The following is a 20140-nucleotide window of genomic DNA, read 5'->3' as shown; positions in this document are numbered from 1 at the left end:
ATAAATCATTGTTAAACCCGCAGAAAATCCACGGGCTTCAGAAAACAGGAAACGGCCCCTGCGCTAATCAGGAGCCGTTTTAGCTGTGCTACGCCTGTCTGTTAACGCGAAATCGCGTAAAGCGTACCGTCTTTGGCCTGGATCAGGATTTTATTATCCGCCACGACCGGCTCAGTCTGGAAGCCGGAGCTGTCCACTTTTTGCTGAGCCACAAAACGGCCGTTATCGGTATCCATCCAGTGCAGGTAACCTTCGCTGTCGCCGACCACCAGCGATCCATTATAGAGCACCGGCGCGGTCAGATTACGGTGCAGCAGCTGCGTCTGTGTCCAGAGCGTTACGCCGCCTTCCACGTTCAGCGCCAGCACGTTATCGTTCTGGTCCACCAGGTAGATACGCCCGCCATCGACGATGAAATCATTCACCGAGCCCAGCTCGCGTTTCCACATAATCTGACCGGAGCGCAGATCCAGCGCGGTCAGGTTGCCGTTGTACGCCAGCGCATACACCACGCCATTAACAACAACCGGCGTTGTATCGACGTCGCTCAGACGATCGATTTCGGTCGCACCTGTCGCCTGCGAAATACGCTGCTGCCAGATCATCTGGCCGCGCTGCATCAGCACCGCGCTGACGCGGCCGTTATCACCGCCGACAATGGCTGCGCCAAAGGCGGACGCCGGTGCGGATTCGCCGCGCAGCGAGAGCGACGGCATATCCAGATTGACGGTCCACTTAATCGCGCCGTCGCTTTCGTTCAGCGCCTGCAGCATACCGTTGCTGGTATGGATAAGCACCAGGCCGTCGCTGACTACCGGACGGGAAAGCGCTTCGCCCGCCACTTTGGTCTGCCAGGCGATGGAGCCGTCAGACGTGTTCAGCGCATACACCTGCGCTTTTTCGCTGCCCACGTAAACGTGCGCGCCGACGGCAGTCAGGCCGCCTGAGAGCAGCGCCGGACGGTTACGGGAGAAGAAGCCGGTTTTCTCAGAGAGATCGATGCTCCAGATTTCTTTACCGTCCTGCGAATTCACGGCTTTCACCGTGCCGCGACGGTCAGCCGCGTAGACGTTGCCATCAAGAAACGCCGGGTGCAGGTTGGAATAAAAATCGCCAATCCCGCTGCCCACGGAGGTGTCCCACGCGACTTGCGGCGAGAACTGGTTTTCGACAGTCGGCAGCGGCGACATTTTCACTACGTCTTCTTCACCGCTAAACAGTGAGCAACCGCTTAACAGCGTGACGGAAAGCATCGCTGGCAGAACTAATTTACGCAATTGCATCGGGTCCCTCTCAGATGGACAAGTTATTGATTTTCATCTGCATCATATCGCCAAGCGCCGGAGAATTTTTATCATCCGCCCCTTTGCTCCAGGCATCACGCGCGCCCTGCTTATCGCCTTTGCTCAGCAGCGCATCGCCACGCAGATCGGCCACCATCGCCGACCAGTTTTCGCCTTTGACGCTTTCCAGGGTTTTCAGCGCGGCATCCGCCTGTTTCTGCTGGATCTGAATGCGCGCCAGGCGCAGATTAATCAGCGAGCGCAGATTCTCGTCCTTCGTGTTCTTAAGGCCCTTCTGTAACTGCTGCGCGGCGTTGGTGAGATCGTTTTTATCCACATAACGCTGCGCCAGTTCCAGCGCGGCCAGCGCACCGTAGGTGTTTTGATTCTGAGCGACGAACTGCTGCGCCGCGCTCAGGGTTTTCGGATCGTCAGCGCGCACATCGGTCATTACATTCTGATAATGCAGCGAGGCTTCGCGGGCGGAATCGACCTGCGACCCGTTCCAGAAACGCCAGCCGACGAGCGCGCCAATCCCTAATACCACACCCACCGCCAGCGCTTTGCCATTTTCAGCAAAGAAACGCTTTACCGCGTCGAGCTGCTCGTTTTCGTTCTCGTAAATTTCCACGCAGTCCTTCTCCTTAACGATATGTCGCCGGGAAATCAGCCCAGCAGCGTCTGCAGATGCGCGGCCAGCTCGCTTTGCGCAAGCGCCTGCTGCTCACCTGAGCGCAAATCTTTCACCACAACCTGACGGTTGGCGACTTCGTCCTCGCCCAGAACCAGCGCGATGCGTGCGCCCCATTTGTCCGCGCGCGCGAACTGTTTCTTGAAGTTGCCGCCGCCATAGTTGGTCATCAGCTTGCAGCCCGGCAGCGCGTCACGAACCCGCTCGGCCAGTTGCATTGCCGCCGACTGCGCGCCGTTGCCGGACGCAATCAGGTATATATCGACAACAGGATCCGCCGTAAATTCCGGATTAACCGCCTGAACGAGTAAAACGAGGCGCTCAAGGCCCATCGCGAAGCCCACCGCCGGGGTAGCACGTCCGCCTAACTGCTCAACCAGGCCATCGTAACGACCGCCCGCGCAGACGGTCCCCTGCGAGCCGAGGCTCGTGGTCACCCACTCAAACACGGTGCGGTTGTAGTAGTCGAGGCCGCGCACAAGGCGCTGGTTAACGGTGTAAGCGATACCGGCATCGTCAAGGAACGCGCACAGCCCCGCGAAATGTTCGCGGGACTCTTCATCCAGATAATCGCCGAGCGCTGGCGCGTCGTTTAAAAGCGTCTGGACGTCCGGGTTTTTGGAATCGAGCACGCGCAGCGGGTTCGAATACATGCGGCGTTTGCAGTCTTCATCAAGCTTATCGACGTGCTGCTCAAGGAAGGCAATCAGCGCATCGCGGTAGTTAGCGCGCGCTTCCAGCGAACCGATGGAGTTCAGCTCCAGCGACACGTGCTCAGCGATGCCCAGCGCTCGCCACCAGCGGGCCGTCAGCATAATGAGTTCAGCGTCGATATCCGGGCCCTGCAGGCCAAACACTTCTGCACCTAACTGATGGAACTGACGATAGCGGCCTTTCTGCGGACGTTCATGACGGAACATCGGGCCGATGTACCACAAGCGCTGTTCCTGATTGTACAGCAGACCATGTTCGATGCCGGCGCGCACGCAGCCCGCGGTGCCTTCAGGACGCAGGGTCAGGCTGTCGCCGTTGCGGTCCTCAAAGGTATACATCTCTTTTTCAACCACGTCGGTCACTTCACCGATAGCGCGTTTGAACAACGGGGTCTGCTCTACAATCGGCAAACGGATTTCGCTGTAACCGTAGCTGCCGAGCACCTGCTTGAGTGTGCCTTCAATGCGCTGCCAGATGGCGGTATCGCCCGGCAGGTAATCGTTCATGCCGCGGATGGCTTGAATGTTTTTTGCCACGTTTATTCTCTTTTTCTATACAAAAAATGAACCCGAAACAGACCGCTCCGGTGTGGCTGGGGCGGTTCGCGGGTTCAATCATACACGGGAAGCACGCCGCTTCCCACGTTTGCGTTATTTTTCCAGCTGCTGCACGCTGATACGACGGCTCTCGTCGAGCATCGAGGCCTTGGCGCGAATGCGCGCTTCGAGTTGCGTAATCATGTCGTCGTTATCGAGGCGGTCTTTGCGTACGCCTTCTTCATAGAAGCCGCTTTTCTTGTTGCCGCCGGTGACGCCAAGTGTGGAGACCAGCGCTTCACCCGGACCATTCACCACGCAACCGATGATAGAAACGTCCATCGGCGTAATGATATCTTCCAGGCGCTGCTCCAGCGCGTTCACCGTGCCGATAACATCGAACTCCTGGCGGGAACAGGTCGGACAGGCGATAAAATTAATGCCGCGCGAGCGAATACGCAGGGATTTCAGAATGTCGAAACCGACTTTGATCTCTTCCACTGGATCGGCCGCGAGCGAAACACGCAATGTATCGCCGATCCCTTCAGAGAGCAGCAGCCCAAGACCGATCGCGGATTTCACCGCGCCAGCACGGGCTCCGCCCGCCTCGGTGATCCCAAGATGCAGCGGCTGATCGATCTGTTTCGCCAGCAGGCGATAAGACTCGACCGCCAGGAAAACGTCAGAGGCTTTCACGCTCACTTTAAACTGATCGAAGTTCAGCCTGTCGAGATGATCGACATGGCGCATGGCGGATTCCAGCAGCGCCTGCGGCGTCGGCTCGCCATACTTTTCCTGAAGATCTTTTTCAAGCGATCCGGCGTTCACGCCGATGCGGATCGGAATGTTTTTATCGCGTGCGCAATCCACGACGGTACGAATGCGCTCTTCATTGCCGATATTGCCGGGGTTGATGCGCAGGCAGTCGACACCGTATTCCGCCACTTTAAGCGCGATGCGGTAGTCGAAGTGAATATCCGCGACCAGCGGCACACTGACCTGCTGCTTGATGAGACGAAACGCCTCGGCGGCATCCATCGTCGGCACCGAGACGCGAACGATATCCGCGCCCACGCGCTCCAGCGCTTTGATTTGATTTACCGTCGCCTCGACATCCGTCGTGCGGGTATTGGTCATCGACTGCACGGCGATGGGAGCGCCATCGCCGATGGGGACGTTACCGACGTATATCCGTTTCGATTTTCTACGTTGAATGGGCGCTTCATTATGCATGACAAATCTCCCTCATTGCCCGTCTGTTACTGCGCTACTGATTGTTCGGCATTGAGGGTCAGACGTGCAACCTGGTTAGTTCTGATAAAACGGCTCAAATCCACCGGTTTGCCCTGGTACTGAATCTGCACTGCCGACGGCGCGCCGATTTTAAGGCGGTACGGCGCCTGACCGGACAGATTCAGATTAGTATCTTTACGTTGCAGACCGCTGAATAATTTCTTACCGGTCGCGTCAGTCACTTCAAGCCAGCAATCGGCGGTGAAATTCATCACCAGCGCGTTGGCGTCCGCCGCAGGCGCAGTGGAGGCCTGGCCTACCGGCAGCTGACTTTGTGCCGGCTGCGTCGTATTCTGCTGCGCCGCGGTGTCGGTGTTCGCCTGGCTCGGCGGCACCACCACTGGCTGCTGGCTCGCCGTATTTGGCGACGGCATCGGCGTCGGCTGCGGGTTGTTAGACGCGGTGTTCTGCGTATCGCCAGACGGCAAATCGGCAGGCGGCGTCGCCTGATCCTGCGACGCGTCAGCGGTGTTATCGGTATTCAGAGGAACGGCTTGCGGGCTGTTGGCCGCGTTCTGGCTCAGCTCAGCGCTGGACTGATCCGCCATGGTGCTGATTTCTTCCTGCTGCGCTTTGTGGTTTTGCCACCACCACGCGCCTGTCAGGCCGACCACCACAAAAAGCACAAGCCAGGTGAAACTCATCAGCCAGCCGTCACGTTTTTTACGGCTTTTGCCAAGCGCGTAGGTTTGCATCGGCGCAACCTGAGCGGTTCTCACCGGCGCCTGTTTGGCGAGCATCGGCAGCAGTTCTTCTTCCGGAACGTGCACCAGACGCGCATAAGAACGGATATAGCCGCGCAGGAACGTGGAAGCCAAATCGGCAGGCGCTTTGTCCTCTTCGATGTCGCGAACCGTCGATACCTTCAGGCATAAACGTTCCGCCACAACCTGTTGGCTGAGTCCCAGTTGTTCACGGGCCAGGCGCAGACGCTCACCCGTGGTGTGTGGTGCATTTTCTTCGTGAGTGGCTTCAGTATTCATTAGCTACAACTGCTGGTACTGTTTTCATTAGGAACCTGGCACCGGCAGGAATAAGACAACGTTTCGCTGCCCTGTCTGCCCATACCGCGAAATCATTCTCATCGAACACGCACATAACGCGTATCCGTTACCCGTTTCCGTATTTTAACGCCTCAGACGGCATAACGCCGCAGGCGATAAGCAGAAACGTTAGTTAACCATAGCCAGCTTTTTATCCGGTGTCTGTTAAGTAACGCCAGATAAGCCAGAAAGCCCCAGCTAACATGTTGTTGCGACGCTACATACTGCCTCAAAGCACAGAGAAACGCACCGTAATTATTTACCCTGCACGCTTCTTTACGCAGCAATCGCTGCGCCTGTGCGGAAAGTGGTCACGCGATAGCCTGTTCGCGTGACCTTACCGGCTTTTGGCTCGCTGTCAGACCGCCTTAACGGCAATCGGCTCACCCTGCATACGCTTGCGCATAGTGCGTTTGGTACGATCGATAACATCGCCTGCCAGCTGTCCACAGGCCGCGTCGATATCGTCACCGCGCGTTTTACGCACGATCGTGGTGAAACCGTAGCTCATCAGCACTTTAGAGAAGCGATCGATACGGCTGTTAGAGCTGCGGCCATACGGCGCGCCCGGGAAGGGGTTCCACGGAATCAGGTTGATTTTGCACGGCGTATCTTTCAGCAGTTCCGCCAGTTGATGCGCATGCTCGGTGCCGTCGTTCACGTGATCCAGCATGACGTATTCGATGGTCACGCGGCCCTGATTGGCGTTGGATTTGCCGATATAACGACGCACGGCAGCGAGGAACGTCTCGATGTTGTACTTTTTGTTGATAGGCACAATTTCATCGCGAATTTCATCGTTCGGCGCATGCAGGGAGATAGCCAGCGCAACGTCAATCATATCGCCAAGCTTATCCAGCGCCGGCACAACGCCGGAGGTTGAGAGCGTAACGCGACGTTTAGACAGCCCAAAGCCAAAATCATCGAGCATGATTTCCATCGCCGGAACGACGTTGGTCAGGTTCAGCAGCGGCTCGCCCATGCCCATCATCACCACGTTGGTGATAGGACGCTGGCCGGTCACTTTCGCCGCGCCAATGATTTTCGCCGCGCGCCACACCTGGCCGATAATTTCAGACACGCGCAGGTTACGGTTAAAGCCCTGCTGCGCCGTCGAACAGAATTTGCACTCAAGCGCACAGCCCACCTGGGAAGAAACGCACAGGGTGGCGCGGTCATCTTCAGGAATATAGACCGTCTCGACGCGCTGATCGCCGACCGCAATCGCCCACTTAATGGTGCCGTCGGAAGAGCGCTGCTCTTCGACCACTTCCGGCGCCCGGATTTCCGCCACTTCCTTGAGCTTACCGCGCAGCACTTTGTTGATGTCGGTCATCTCATCGAAATCATCACAGCAGTAGTGATACATCCATTTCATCACCTGATCGGCGCGAAACGGCTTTTCACCCAGCGTTTTGAAGAACTCGCGCATCGCCTGGCGGTTCAGATCGAGGAGGTTAATTTTTTCAGATTTAATAGCAGGCGCCGCTGAGGCATCCTCAGGCGTGACAATGTGTTCAGACATATTCGATCCTGGCCTCGTTGTTACACGTTACGGCCTCTGGAGGGTTGATAAAAAAGAAACGCCCCGGTCAGAGCAGGCTCATCCGGGGCGCAGCATTGTACAAATTCTATGGCAGTGACGCCACGGCTTAAAGCGACATCATGAAAATAAAATGTAAATGTCTCTTTGCCGTTTCGCTTATTAGCGAGTGCGCGGGCAGATTTCGCCTTCGCCGAAGAAGTAGGCGATTTCGCGGTTAGCAGACTCAACGGAATCGGAACCGTGGGTGCCGTTTTCGGTGAAGCTGTCTGCGTAGTCAGCGCGCAGAGTACCTGCCAGCGCGTTTGCCGGGTTGGTCGCGCCCAGCAGGTCACGGTGACGCTGTACCGCGTTTTCGCTTTCCAGTACGGAAACTACGATCGGGCCAGAGGTCATGAATTCCACCAGACCGTCAAAGAACGGCTTGCCTTCGTGCTCGGCATAGAAACCGCGCGCCTGCTCAACGGTCAGGTGCAGCATTTTGGTACCGATGATTTTGAAGCCTGCGGATTCAAAACGCGCGAAAATGCTGCCGATAACGTTTTTAGCGACTGCGTTCGGTTTGATGATGGAAAAAGTACGCTCGATTGCCATGATTACCTCTGTAAGTTGTTCTGTTTGCCCGACAGGCAAGTTTAGAATTGGCGGCGATTATAATGAGCATCGAAAGCCTTGCCTACCTTCGGGGATAACATTTTTTTAAAATAATATGAGCTTCGGCAACACTTCATGCCATAAGCGTGCTTTTCAGGCGTCTTTCCTTATTTCACCCGGAACTGCGCAGCCGCAATCTGCCCGGCTTCATCCATCAGCAAAACCTGATAATCCCCGCTTTTATCAAAGGTCAGCGTCACGCTGTCGCCTTCTTTATCGAGCGGTTCGCCGTTTAAAAACCACCAGTGGCGTCCGCCGCCGCCCTGACTGCGCAGCGGCAGCGACAACGCGGCTTGCCCTGGCAGTCGTTTCAGCACAGCCCCTTCGCGCACGCCGGTAAGCAGCAGCGGCACCTGATCCTGCTGATGAACTGGCGGACACTGCGCTGAAACCGGCGGCAGGCGGGCGGCCCGCCGCTCGGCGGGCGGCAGCCACGGTTCAAGCGGCAGCGGCCAGAGCAACAGACGGCTTTCGGAAACATGCGGGCAATCCGCTGCCACCCGCTCGCCCTTCGCATTCAGCCACAGCGGGAACTGAATGCCCCGGCTCCCCTCCTGCCCTTCGGCAAGCAGCGTTGGCGGTTCGCTGTTATCAAGAAGCCACGTCGATAACCGGCGGCGACAGTTGCTGTCTCCCGCCGGTAAATGCTGCCCGCCCGGCCAGCAGATGGTACCTGCCGACACCGAAGCCGGGCGCGGATCGACGGGTTGTCTCGCCTGCTGCACCGCCGAGGCGGCCCCCGCCTGTAACAGGTTATTGACCTGATTCAGCACCGGCACGGCGCTTGCGAAACCAAACTGTCCGGCGACCGGTGTCGCATCCGGGCGGCCGGTCCAGACGCCAATCAGATAGCGCGACGTCACGCCGACAGCCCAGGCATCGCGATAACCGTAACTGGTGCCGGTTTTCCAGGCGAGCGGCACCACCTGCGGCAGCGAGCCGTCCGGCAGCGGCTGCGCCTCGTTCGCAAGGATGCGGCGGATAATCCATGCCGCGCCCGGCGACATCAGAGGACGCTCTACCAGCGGATCGCCCTTCACCACCCGCAAGCGCGCCGCCTGACCGTGACGGGCGAAAGCGCTGTAGGCCGCCACAATCTCATCAAGTCTTGCACCCGCGCCGCCCAGGATCACCGCGAGGCTTGGCTGCGCCGTCGGCGGAAAACGCAGCGCCAGCCCGACATTACGCAGCTTCGCCGTAAAGCGCTTCGGCCCATAGGCTTCCAGCACCTGAACGGCGGGCAGGTTCAACGACCGCACCAGCGCCTCGCTCATGCTCACCGGCCCGTTAAAACCGCTGTCGAAATTGCCGGGCCGGTAATCCCCGAAGCGACGCGGCACATCCTGTAACAGCGACGCCGGATGAATAAGCCCCTCATCCAGCGCCAGCCCGTAGACAAACGGTTTTAACACCGAACCGGGTGAACGAATCGCCGTCACCATATCGACATGACCAAAGCGGGCATCATCGTTAATATCCGCCGAACCGACCCAGCCGCGCACTTCCATGGTGGTGTGATCGACCACCAGGATAGCCAGCGATGTCCGCGCCGGGAGGCGGCCTTTCCAGTTCAGCACGAGATCTTCAAGCTGACGCTGTAAAGCGGCGTCAAGCGTAGTGGTGATTTTGGTGTCGCGACGCTGCGTCACCAGCCGCCGTGAGAGCAGCGGCGCCAGCTGCGGCATCTGGCGCGGAGCCAGCCAGACCGGTTCTTCCAGCGACTCGCGTACCTGTTTTTCACTCCAGACGCCCTGCGTCGCCATGCGGCGCAATACTTTGTCGCGCGCCGCCTGCGCGCGGTCAGGCCAGCGGTCAGGCCGGAGCCTGCTTGGTGCCTGTGGAAGCACCGCCAGCAGCGCGGCATCGGAATAGCCAAGTTGCGAAGGCGGTTTGCCGAGATATACCCAACTGGCTGCCCCGATTCCCTGCAGCGTGCCGCCAAACGGCGCGCGATTCAGATAGAGCGTGAGGATCTCGGCTTTGGAGAGATGCCATTCAAGCTGCATCGCCCGCCATACCTGACGCAGCTTGCCACCAAAGGTACGCGGATGCGGATCCAGCAGGCGCGCCACCTGCATGGTAAGCGTACTGCCACCGGAGACAACCGAGCCGGAGCGCAGATCCTGCCAGGCCGCGCGCGCGATCGCGAGCGGGTTAATGCCGGGATGACGCCAGAACCAGCGGTCTTCATAGTTCAGCAGCGCCTCAAGGTAACGCGGCGAGACATCGTTAATGGTGACCGGGTAGCGCCAGATGCCGTTTTTGTCGGCGAAGCGCCACAGCGGCGTGCCGTCCTGGGCCACGACCACGCGCGCGGGCTGCACTTCATACAACGGCAGCGGCCAGCACTTATCGGCAAGCCACAGCGCAGCGCACAATAAAAGCGGCGCCGCCGCCAGAATTATCCAGCGGCGGCGCCTTTTACACAGGCTTTTAATCACAGCTCACCTGTCAGGGGTTGATGGTCAGCGCAGGGATAGTCGCACCGGTCGAACGCCATTGCGGCACATACATCGACTCCACCTGCGGCGCGGGCACTTTGTAGGTGCCCGGCGTCACGGCACGCGCCATATACACCAGCGTGGCGTTAACGCCTTCGTTCACCGGCAGCGCCGCGACGAAGCGGTCGTCACGAAACTCCATATGCTGAATATCCATCTGCTGCATCCGGTTAATGAGATCGCTCGCCTCACCCGCGCTACTCAGACTGGCGCTGGCGTTCGCCAGGTTCTGGTTTTCAAGCTCCAGCCCGGCCGGGAGAAGATCGACCACCAGCGCGTCAGGCACCGTTTTGCTGGCTGAAACTTCAAGCCACACCAGCACCAGCTCGCCGCTCTTGAGATTTGAGAGCGAAATCGACTCGCCTTTGCTGTTGAGGTAGTGACGCTCAATATGCAACACGTTGCCTGACGGCTGCGGCGCAACGTCCGGGTACCCCTGGCTGTCAAGACGCAGCCAGAGCGGGGTCTGGGCCGTGTTAGTCACCTGCAATGCGCCAAGCTGATCGGCGTTAAGCGCTACGCTCTGCGCTTTGTCGCCACCCATGAACTGGCCTTGCAGCGTGGTTTGCGCCTGCCAGTTCCCCGGCTGGTTTACCAGATTGCGGCCCGCCAGGAACAGCGCGTTGCTTTCCTGAGTCGAGAGCCAACGCTTGCCATACGCTTCATCGGAGAGCGCGTTAAGCAGCGTGCTTTGCGTGTCAGCCTGCAGGTTATATTCCTGCAGCAGGCTCAGCTTGAGCGCATCGTCACGCAGATCGCTGCCGTAGTCGCCAATCCAGACGTCGTTATGCGGCCGCTCGGTTTTAAGGCCCAGATCCAGCGCGGCCTTACTGCGCGGCGCATCACCCATCAGTTTCAGTGCCACACCAAGCTGCACCAGCGGCAGACCGCTGCCCGCTTGCGCGCGATGCTCCCAGAGGTCGCGCAGCGCGCCGAGCGGCGCTTTCTGCTGACGAGCCAGCACCAGGCCCGCATAGGCCTGCACCGCAAAGCGCGAGGCCGCGTTATTTTCGCTGTAGCGCAGCGCGATGGTGGCCGGATCCTGGAGATAACGCAGCAGGCGCGCGTTAGCTTTATTTAAAGCATCAGCCGGCACGCTGTAGCCCTGTTCGCCCGCGCGTACCAGGAAATCGGTCACATAGGCCGTCGCCCAGTACTCTTCCGGGCTTTCTTTATCCCACAGCCCAAAACCGCCCTCTTCACGCTGCATCTCCAGCAGGCGGGCAATGCCGATATCCACCGCCGCGCGGCGCTGTTCATCGGTGTCGCCTTTGATGCCGAGCGCTTTGAGCTGGGCGGCATTGGTGTAGAGCGACGGGAACAAGCCGCTGGTAGTCTGCTCAAGGCAGCCGTACGGATACGCGCGCAACTCTTCAATGTAGCGGGCGATGTTCAGCGGCGGACGACCGCTTAACAGCAATCGGCCTTCCAGCGTGGAGGCGTTAAGCCCCTGCAGATGCGTGGCCGGTACAGTCCAGATTTCACCTGCGCGCAGCATCGCGCCGCTGTTGATAGTCTGTGCCGGATACGCCGGGCGCACACCGATTTTCCATTCGCGGTTGATGGGCGCGAAACGTTCGCCCGGCAGTGAAAGCCCGGTGATCTGCGCCTGTACCGCGCCATCGCCAAACCCGTTGCTGGCGGCGACCGGCACGTACAGCGTTGTGCGCCCGCCCGCTTTCAGGTTCACCTGCTGGCTCGACTGCGCATCAAGGCGCACGAGCCCGCTGGCGCTAAAGGTGACGTTAAGCTGCTGCGGCTGTTCGGTCAGGTTCGTGACATCCAGCGCCAGGCGCGAGGTATCACCACCCGCGAGGAAGCGCGGCGTACTCATCTCGGCAATCACCGGTGCTGCCACAATCACTTTGCTTTCGCCGCTGCCGAAGCGGTCGTCGCTCCAGGCCTGCGCCATCACGCGCAGTTCACCGTTAAAGTCGCCGACAGGCAGCGTAATTGTGCCTTCACCCTGGTCGTTTAACTGCACCGGCACCGCCTGTTCAGCGATGATAGTCACATGGTTGACCGGCGGTTTGCCGCCGCGGTTCAGCTCATCGCCGTCGCCACCAAAGCGCAGCGCCGCCAGACGGCCCTGTCCTTCAATGACCTGGCCGTAGATATCATAGATATCCGCGCCATAGCGTTTCTTACCAAAGAAGCCGCGCCACGGATCCGGCGTGACGTAGTCGGTGATGTTAAGCACGCCGCTGTCCACGGCGGAAACCAACACGTTGATCTGCTTCGGCAGTTCGCCGTTTTTCACGCTGGCTTTCACTTTCACCGACAGCGTGCTGTCCGGGCGCATCTTCGCGGGGGTTTCCAGCGACAAATTCAGGCGACGGTTTTCATCGCCCATCGGCAGATGCAGCAGGCCGACCGCGCGTTTTTGCGTCGCGGAGCGGGATTTATCGCCAGGGCGCACCACCAGCGTGCTGAGGTAGAGATCGTGACGCTTCCAGGCTTTATCCACCGGAATGTCCAGATCGAGGCCTTTCTCCGGCACGTCGATCTCCTGCCACCACAGCGGGCCTTCAGAGGATTCCACCATCGCATAGCCTTTGCCTGCGGCTGGCGCGGCGATATGCAGCTTAATGGTGTCGCCTGGCTGATAGAACGGCTTATCAATTTTCAGCGTCACACGGTCCGGGCGCGGCGCGCTGGCACCGTCGTTGTTATCCTGCCAGCTGTAACCCGCCCAGAAGCGCACACTGCTGACGAGATCGTCAGGCGAGACGACTTCCAGGCGATAGGAACCCCACTCCACCGGGAAGCTGACTTTGCCAGTTTCACCCGCCGCCAGATCGATAGTCTGCTCGGCTTCCACCAGATCTTTCTGATCGAACTGCGACAGCCAGCCTTCAGAATCTGACCAGTTCCAGTAGTAGTCGCGGCGCTCGCGCACCAGGCGCACTTTGAGCCCTTTGACCGCGACTTTTTCACCCTGCGCGTTGGCATAGACGATATCGAAACCGGCATTGCCGTTTTCATCGACCATCGGCTGACTGACGGTATCGTCGGTACGGTAGTCGTAAACCGCTTTTTCACCAAACTGCGGGCGAATACCCACCAGCGCGTCGGCAGGCCAGATGGCCTGTTCAACGCGGCGCGTCACCGGACGACCGCCGGATTCCAGCAGGCTTGCCTGCAAAATCAGACGCAGCGGCGAGCGCACATCCTGCCACTGGCTTTCAGCAGCGACCTGCGCGACACCCGCGTCGTCAAGATTAAGCTGCACTTCATCCAGGCTGCGGGAGAGGTTTTCTTCCGCGATATTGCCGAACTGGAAGCCCGGCAGTTGCGCCACCGCGTCACGCAGCGGACGCAGATAGAGCTGCCCCTGCAGGCTGTTGCCCGCGGCAGGCGCGCCGTAGAGATAGTGACCTTCGATACCAAAATTGACGGTATCAGCAGGTGCCAGAGGCGTTTTCTGCACGTTGAGATTGAGCGCCATCCGCTCCGGCATAAAGTCTTCCACATGGAAGAGCCAGTTACGGTTCTGGTTGTCGCCGGTATTGGCGCGGATCACCCACTGGCCGGTGGCGGCCTGAGCATCCAGTTTCCAGGTCAGTTGATAAAGCCCGTTATTCGGCTCCACCACCTGCGTGCGCGCCACCTGGCCGTCCGGGCGCACCACTTCGAATTTCACCGGCTGCGCCGTCAGCGGCTTGCCGTCGCTGTCGCGCAGCAGGCCATTAACGATCACCGTTTCACCCGGGCGGTAAAGATCGCGCGGGCCAAACATAAAGAACTGTTTGCTGTAGCCGCGATCGCCATCGATATCAAACTCGGCGAGATCCAGCGCCGGGAGGTTGAGATCGAGCATCGTGGTCTGCTCGCCCATACGGGCCAGCACCAGCGCCGCCTCTTTCGGATTTTCCAGACGCACGTGACCGGTGCTGTCACTGGTCGATTGCGCCAGCGTCTGCCCTTTGTCATTCAGCAGACGGACTTCGACGCCGCTTTGCGCCGCGCCGTTCTCCAGGCTCTGGGTGAAGATATCCATGCGGTCGTGGTAGCGGTGCAGCGAAAGACCAACGTCGCTCAGCGTAAAGAGCGTCGCGGCGTTGCTGTAGTTGTAGTGCCCCGCCTGGTTCATTACCGCCAGATAGACGCCCGGCTGTTGCAACGGCTTGATGTCGCTTAACGGCAGCAGCAGTTTTTCGCGCGTATTGCGGGCCGGGTTGAGATCAAAACGCCCGGTATAAACCAAATCCGCCATTTTCAGCAGCTGGTCTGATTCCCAGTTACTGAGTGAATTACGGTACTCCCACTGGCTCACCATCGCCGCCAGCGATTCCGGCTTCACGCGATAGAAGTTAACGTCGACGCTTGAGATATTGAGCGCCATCACCGGCAGCCCCTGCACGACTTTGGTCGGCAAAAGCGATCCACGGCTCGCGAACCCGACGCTCGGCGCGATATCGCGCGTGGTCAGGGTTTTCTCATACGCCATGCCGAAAGTGGCTTTATTAAGCGCCAGCAGTTCGCGATCGACGCTCAGCACCAGTTCGCGGTTCGGCTCCAGATGGCGCAGGCGCAGCTCTTTTAAATTCGGTGCAAGCTCCCACGCGCCGTCCACCTTGCCGTCTTTCTTATCAACAAGATGTACCACGCGGCCGAAATCCTGGTTGGGATCGAGCGGCACCGAGAAGGTAAGCACCATCGTACTGGCGCCATCAAGCTGAACCTCGGAGGCGTCCAGTAATTTGAGTGGTTTTCCGGCGCTTTGCTGCGCCAGTTTTTGCAGGTCAGCCGCCTGGGGCTTTGCCTGGGGCGCCGGAGCGCTACTCTGGGCCGCAGGCGCGGTGGAATCGGCGGAAGCACTCTCCTTGTCGTCGCACCCGCCGAGAGTGAAAGACGCCAGTAACGCTGTCGCGATGACAGCCAGACGCAGTTGTTTCATAGTTTTCCCTGGCCGTAGTGGCCGTCGGTTGCCGGTAACGGCGGCTATTATGCTTAAAAGCTGTGACAAAAAAAAACCACCAAAAATGAATAGCGGAAGATGCTTTGCAAATTCCTTGCAACGACCTGCAAAACACTGGCTTTCTCCTCACCTGCCCCCGGATGTTACCGCGATCACAGTGCATAACGTTACATGTTACCTTTGGAGTTATTTGTTTTTAAAACAATCAGATAACTGGATTTTAAAGGCAGCGGGTTGCTACCTTTGAGCGGTGCCTCTGCACATCAGGTGGTTTAGCCAGACGATAAAAAAGAGAGAGCTAAATGAGATACGCCGTAAACGCCCTACAAAACTTTGGCAAGTCCCTTTACGGACCGGTATTAATCCTGCCGATTGTCGGCCTGTTTATCGCCTTCGGTAACGTGCTCGGCAACGGCAGCCTGGCGGGTTATCTGCCGTTTCTCGGCCATCCGGCATTGCAGCACACCGGCCAGCTTATCGCCAAATCGGCGGTCTCGGTGCTGGCGAACCTGGCGCTGGTCTTCGCCGTCGGCATTCCCATTGGTCTTGCGGCGCGCGACAAAGGCTACGCGGCGCTGACAGGGCTGGTGACGTTTATTGTTTTTATTAACGCCATGAATGTGACTTTACAGTTGCAGGGCGAACTGGCGCCTGCCGATCAGATGCGCGCGGCCGGGCAAAGCATGGTGCTTGGCGTGCAGGTGCTGGAGATGGGCGTGTTCGCGGGCATTCTGACCGGCGCGCTCTCCGGCTGGCTCTATAACCGCTACTCCGGCGTGCAGTTCTCAGGCGCGATGGCGATTTACTCCGGCCACTGCTTTGTCGCCATCATTATGCTGCCGGTCTCGATGGTATTAGGCGTAGTGATGAGTGAGATCTGGCCCTTCGCCCAGCACGGCATCAGCGCGATGGCGCTGGCGATTAAAGGCGCAGGCCCGTTTGGCGTGGCGGTGTATGGCTTCCTGGAGCGCATTCTGGTGCCGACAGGCCTGCATCACCTTGTCTATACGCCGTTTCTCTATACCGAACTCGGCGGCACTCAGGACGTCTGCGGTACGGTCTACCAGGGCGCGCGCAATATCTATTTTGCCGAGATGGCCTGCCCTTCCGTCACGCAGTTAAGCCCGACCGTAGTCTGGGATGCGCGCGGCATCAGCAAAATGTTCGGCCTGCCCGCGGCGGCGCTGGCGATGTATATGACGGCCAAACCAGAGCGCAGGGCCGCCGCCAAAGCGATTCTGATCCCGGCGGCGCTGACGTCGCTTCTGGTAGGCGTCACCGAGCCTATCGAATTTTCATTCCTGTTTATCGCCCCGCTGCTGTTTGTGGTGCACGCGGTGCTGACCGGCATCGGCATGATGCTGTTTTATCTGCTGGACGTTCACGCCATCGGCGCTAACGGCATTATCGATTTCATTCTCTATAACCTGCCGCTTGGCACCACGAAATCGAACTGGCCGATGTATCTGCTGGTGGGGCTGATTATGGCGGTTCTCTATTTCACTGTGTTCCGCTTCCTGATCCTGCGCTTCAACATGAAAACGCCGGGGCGCGAGGATGACGACCAGGAGACGCGCCTCTACAGCAAGCAGGAATATCAGGCGAAAGGCACAAACGACGGTCTGGGCGAGGCGATTATCGAAGGCCTCGGCGGTCGGGCCAACATCGAAGTGGTTGATAACTGCTACACCCGTCTGCGCGTCACGGTGCGCGACGTGGCCACTATTGATGAGCCGCGCCTGAAATCAACCGGAGCAAAAGCGGTGATTAAACAAGGCAATAACGTTCAGGTGGTCTACGGGCTGCATGTAAAAAAAATGCGTGAAGCCGTTGAAATGTTTCTCTGACAGGAGCTGATGATGTTGAAACCTCCCTTTATTCTTGCTATCGCCGGTGGCGGCAGCACCTATACGCCAGGTATTGTAAAAAGCCTGATGGTGCGCTTAAGCGATTTTCCGCTCGCCGAAATTCGTCTCTATGACATCGACAGCGCGCGTCAGGAGACGATCGCGCCGGTGGTGGAGAAAGTGATCCGCGATCACAGCCAGACCATTAAATTCACTACCACCCGCGACCCGGAAGTGGCGTTCAGCGGCGCGCATTTTGTGTTCGCCCAGATGCGCGTCGGCCAGTACAAAATGCGCGAGCAGGATGAAAAAATCCCGCTGCGTCACGGCGTGGTGGGCCAGGAAACCTGCGGGCCGGGCGGCCTCGCTTACGGCCTTCGCACTATTCTGCCGATGGTCGAACTTATCGATATGGTCGAGCGTTACGCCGATGAAAAAGCCTGGATTGTGAATTACTCCAACCCGGCGGCGATTGTGGCGGAAGGCGTGCGACGCCTGCGCCCCACTGCCCGCGTGCTCAATATCTGCGATATGCCGGTGGCGGCGATGCGCAACATGGGCGCGATTCTCGGGGTCGACCGGCATAAGCTTGAAGTGGATTACTTTGGCCTGAACCACTTCGGCTGGTTCACCCGCGTGCTGGTGGATGGTGAAGATCAACTGCCCGCGCTGCGCCGTCATATCGCGAAATTCGGCCTGCTGACCGAAGACGCGGCGCAGACCGATCCGCAGCACTCCGATCCGTCATGGGTGAAAACCTGGCGCAATATTAAGCCGATCATGGATCACTTCCCGGATTATCTGCCGAACCCGTATTTACAGTATTACCTGATGCCAAACGACATCGTTGCGCATCAGAACCCGGATTACACCCGCGCCAATGAAGTGATGGACGGGCGCGAGAAAAAACTGTTCGCGGCGGCGGAAGAGTACAAGCGCACCGGCACTCTGCCGGATGCGTTCCACGTAGGCGTTCACGGCGCGTTTATTGTTGATGTCGCCTGCTCGCTGGCGTTCGATTTACGCCAGCGGCATCTGGTGATTGTCGAAAACAAAGGCGCTATCGCCAATCTGCCTTACGACGCGATGGTGGAAGTGCCGGCGTATATCACCGCCGCCGGGCCGGAGCCGGTGCGTATGGGCGAGGTGCCGCTCTTCCACCAGACACTGCTGATGCAGCAGCTCGCCTCCGAGCAACTGCTGGTCGAGGCGACGCTCGAAGGCAGTTACGAAAAAGCGCTGCAGGCATTTACACTTAACCGTACTGTCCCCACGATGCAGCACGCTAAAGCGATCCTTGATGACATGATTGAGGCGAACCGCGACTACTGGCCGGCGCTGCAAAAAGCCTGGGTGAACGGAGAAGCGGCGTCATAACCGGAGCCTGCTCGCGACATCAATAATGATGGCTTGTGGTGAGGTGAAAAAGCGCTGACAATCCGTTTCTCAGCGATGACACGGAGAACGCCATGTCCACATCCTTTTTTGTCGCGAGCCACTGGCTTGCAGAGCATATCGACGACCCGGAAATTCAGATCCTCGACGCCCGTATGGCCCCTGCGGGCCAGGAGCACCTGCGCAATATGGCGCAAGAGTATCGCGCGGGCCATCTTCCCGGCGCGCGCTTTTTCGATATCGAAGCGCTGTCCGATCACTCTACCCCCCTGCCCCATATGATGCCGCGCCCGGAAGCGTTCGCGGTCGCGATGCGTGAACTGGGCGTCAGCCACGACAAACATCTCATTGTCTATGACGAAGGCAACCTTTTCTCAGCGCCGCGCGCCTGGTGGATGCTGCGCGCCTTCGGCGTACAGAATGTGTCAATTCTGGCGGGCGGCCTTGCCGAATGGCAGCGCGACGGTTTTCCGCTGGAAGAAGGTATGGTCGACGCGCCCGAAGGCGACTTTGAAGCCAAATTTGACGACGGGCTGGTCAAACGCCTGACCGATGTCTTACTGGCAAGCCACGAGAAAACCGCACAGCTCGTTGATGCCCGCCCGGCGGCGCGCTTTAACGCCGAAGCCGATGAACCACGACCGGGCCTGCGGCGCGGCCATATTCCCGGCGCGCTGAACGTACCGTGGACGGATCTGGTCGTTAAAGGCCAGTTGAAAACCACCGACGAACTGCGCGAGATATTCGCGGACCAGGGCGTGGATCTGCATCGCCCGATTATCGCCAGCTGCGGCTCCGGCGTGACGGCGGCCGTCGTGATGCTCGCCCTCGCCACTCTTGAGGCCAGCGATGTGAAGCTCTATGACGGCTCCTGGAGTGAATGGGGCGCGCGCGACGATCTGCCCATCGAACCGGCGTCATAATGGATAACCGCCTGACGCCGCTGCTGATGCGCGGCGAGTCGCTGACCCGCGCCGAGTACCGCGTGCTTTCCCACCTGACGGCGCATCCGCTGCGGGTGGGGAATATCACGGTACGCGAACTGGCGCAGGAGACGTTTGTCTCCACCGCCACGATTATGCGGCTGTGCCATAAGCTTGGCTTCAGCGGTTACAGCGAACTTATCTGGCACTGTAAGCAACTGCTCACTGAAACGCCCCATCTCGCCATTGAACCCGACGCCGCGCCCGACGTTCTGCCCGCCCTGTTTAACCGCTTTGTCGAAAATTATCAGCAGACCTTTCGCTGGGTAACGCCCGAAAAGATCGCCTCGTTCAGCGAACTGCTGCGGGAAAAAGAGCGTTTTTTTCTCTACGGCGCGGGGTTTTCGTATCTCTTCGCGGAATATCTGACCAAAAAGTTACAGGTGCTCGGCAAGACGGCCTTTATCTCCGGCCCTGGTGACAGCCGTAATATTTTTCTCAGCAACGCGGCGCGGTATGAAGTGTTTGTTGCCGTCTCGCGCAGCGGCGAAACGGAACAGGTGCTCGACAAAGCGCGCATCGCCCGTAATGTCGGCATGGAGGTGGTGGCATTTACCCGCGCGTCGCCAAATCCGCTGGCGGCGCTGTCCGGGCTGCATTTTCCACTCTATGACGAGGCAATCCATTTCGCCGCTGAAGCGGCGGGGATCACCTCGTTTGAATCCAATCTGGTGATGCTTATCGACCTGCTGCTGTTGCAGGCGCAGGCGTAACGGCGCGGCCAGCAGGCCGCGCC

At 58.9% G+C, this 20140-nt stretch carries 13 protein-coding genes; 4 read left to right on the top strand and 9 right to left on the bottom strand.

Going from position 1 to position 20140, the window contains the following annotated elements:
- Window positions 1-101: 101 nt before the first annotated feature.
- The 9 genes from bamB to CSK29544_RS09670 all read right to left on the bottom strand — a co-directional run bounded on the left by bamB (window position 102) and on the right by CSK29544_RS09670 (window position 15158).
- Complete coding sequence (bamB, locus tag CSK29544_RS09710; protein ID WP_007869979.1) at window positions 102-1283, bottom strand: outer membrane protein assembly factor BamB; 1182 nt, start codon at window positions 1281-1283, stop codon at window positions 102-104.
- Window positions 1284-1293: 10 nt separating this feature from the next.
- Window positions 1294-1914 carry a YfgM family protein gene (locus tag CSK29544_RS09705; RefSeq protein ID WP_007897283.1) on the bottom strand — a complete coding sequence of 207 codons (621 nt, stop codon included), beginning with the start codon at window positions 1912-1914 and terminating at the stop codon, window positions 1294-1296.
- A 35-nt stretch (window positions 1915-1949) separates the two neighbouring features.
- Entirely contained in the window at window positions 1950-3224 is a 1275-nt protein-coding gene (gene hisS, locus CSK29544_RS09700; protein WP_007897282.1) for a histidine--tRNA ligase, read from the bottom strand.
- Window positions 3225-3338: 114 nt separating this feature from the next.
- Entirely contained in the window at window positions 3339-4457 is a 1119-nt protein-coding gene (gene ispG, locus CSK29544_RS09695) for a flavodoxin-dependent (E)-4-hydroxy-3-methylbut-2-enyl-diphosphate synthase (RefSeq protein ID WP_004386976.1), read from the bottom strand.
- Window positions 4458-4483: 26 nt separating this feature from the next.
- A complete protein-coding gene (gene rodZ, locus CSK29544_RS09690) occupies window positions 4484-5500 on the bottom strand; it encodes a cytoskeleton protein RodZ (RefSeq protein ID WP_029039322.1) in 1017 nt (338 codons plus the stop codon).
- 418 nt (window positions 5501-5918) lie between these two features.
- The gene (gene rlmN / locus CSK29544_RS09685; RefSeq protein WP_004386974.1) at window positions 5919-7085 is read right to left on the bottom strand and encodes a dual-specificity RNA methyltransferase RlmN; all 1167 of its coding nucleotides are present in this window, start codon (window positions 7083-7085) and stop codon (window positions 5919-5921) included.
- A 180-nt stretch (window positions 7086-7265) separates the two neighbouring features.
- Window positions 7266-7697 carry a nucleoside-diphosphate kinase gene (gene ndk / locus CSK29544_RS09680; RefSeq protein ID WP_004386973.1) on the bottom strand — a complete coding sequence of 144 codons (432 nt, stop codon included), beginning with the start codon at window positions 7695-7697 and terminating at the stop codon, window positions 7266-7268.
- Window positions 7698-7864: 167 nt separating this feature from the next.
- On the bottom strand, window positions 7865-10198 hold the full coding sequence (gene pbpC / locus CSK29544_RS09675; protein ID WP_007897273.1) for a peptidoglycan glycosyltransferase PbpC: 2334 nt from the start codon (window positions 10196-10198) through the stop codon (window positions 7865-7867).
- Between the two features lie 10 nt (window positions 10199-10208).
- The gene (locus tag CSK29544_RS09670; protein ID WP_007897271.1) at window positions 10209-15158 is read right to left on the bottom strand and encodes an alpha-2-macroglobulin family protein; all 4950 of its coding nucleotides are present in this window, start codon (window positions 15156-15158) and stop codon (window positions 10209-10211) included.
- 323 nt (window positions 15159-15481) lie between these two features.
- On the opposite strand from CSK29544_RS09670, the gene CSK29544_RS09665 reads away from it, so the two are divergent.
- The 4 genes from CSK29544_RS09665 (at window position 15482) to CSK29544_RS09650 (ending at window position 20117) form a co-directional block, all read left to right on the top strand.
- The gene (locus tag CSK29544_RS09665; protein WP_029039324.1) at window positions 15482-17026 is read left to right on the top strand and encodes a PTS transporter subunit EIIC; all 1545 of its coding nucleotides are present in this window, start codon (window positions 15482-15484) and stop codon (window positions 17024-17026) included.
- A gap of 12 nt (window positions 17027-17038) precedes the next feature.
- Window positions 17039-18403 (top strand): 6-phospho-alpha-glucosidase, encoded by a 1365-nt coding sequence (locus tag CSK29544_RS09660; protein ID WP_007897263.1) that lies wholly within the window; start codon window positions 17039-17041, stop codon window positions 18401-18403.
- Between the two features lie 92 nt (window positions 18404-18495).
- Window positions 18496-19344, top strand: a complete 849-nt coding sequence (gene sseA, locus CSK29544_RS09655) for a 3-mercaptopyruvate sulfurtransferase (RefSeq protein ID WP_007870012.1) — start codon at window positions 18496-18498, stop codon at window positions 19342-19344.
- Window positions 19344-20117: a MurR/RpiR family transcriptional regulator gene (locus tag CSK29544_RS09650; RefSeq protein WP_029039325.1), complete on the top strand. Its 774-nt coding sequence runs from the start codon at window positions 19344-19346 to the stop codon at window positions 20115-20117. Before sseA ends, CSK29544_RS09650 begins: the two co-directional genes overlap by 1 nt.
- The last annotated feature ends 23 nt before the right edge of the window (window positions 20118-20140 follow it).

Source organism: Cronobacter sakazakii, assembly GCF_000982825.1.
Lineage (GTDB): Bacteria > Pseudomonadota > Gammaproteobacteria > Enterobacterales > Enterobacteriaceae > Cronobacter > Cronobacter sakazakii.
The sequence above is the reverse complement of the archived record's forward strand: the minus strand, read 5'-3'. Positions and strand labels throughout refer to the sequence as shown.

Excerpts from the sequence above, each read along its gene's own strand:
- bamB (WP_007869979.1), bottom strand. The coding sequence starts at position 1,283 with ATGCAATTGCGTAAATTAGTTCTGCCAGCGATGCTTTCCGTCACGCTG.
- ispG (WP_004386976.1), bottom strand. The coding sequence starts at position 4,457 with ATGCATAATGAAGCGCCCATTCAACGTAGAAAATCGAAACGGATATAC.
- rodZ (WP_029039322.1), bottom strand. The coding sequence starts at position 5,500 with ATGAATACTGAAGCCACTCACGAAGAAAATGCACCACACACCACGGGT.
- rlmN (WP_004386974.1), bottom strand. The coding sequence starts at position 7,085 with ATGTCTGAACACATTGTCACGCCTGAGGATGCCTCAGCGGCGCCTGCT.
- ndk (WP_004386973.1), bottom strand. The coding sequence starts at position 7,697 with ATGGCAATCGAGCGTACTTTTTCCATCATCAAACCGAACGCAGTCGCT.
- CSK29544_RS09670 (WP_007897271.1), bottom strand. The coding sequence starts at position 15,158 with ATGAAACAACTGCGTCTGGCTGTCATCGCGACAGCGTTACTGGCGTCT.
- CSK29544_RS09665 (WP_029039324.1), top strand. The coding sequence starts at position 15,482 with ATGAGATACGCCGTAAACGCCCTACAAAACTTTGGCAAGTCCCTTTAC.
- CSK29544_RS09660 (WP_007897263.1), top strand. The coding sequence starts at position 17,039 with ATGTTGAAACCTCCCTTTATTCTTGCTATCGCCGGTGGCGGCAGCACC.
- sseA (WP_007870012.1), top strand. The coding sequence starts at position 18,496 with ATGTCCACATCCTTTTTTGTCGCGAGCCACTGGCTTGCAGAGCATATC.
- CSK29544_RS09650 (WP_029039325.1), top strand. The coding sequence starts at position 19,344 with ATGGATAACCGCCTGACGCCGCTGCTGATGCGCGGCGAGTCGCTGACC.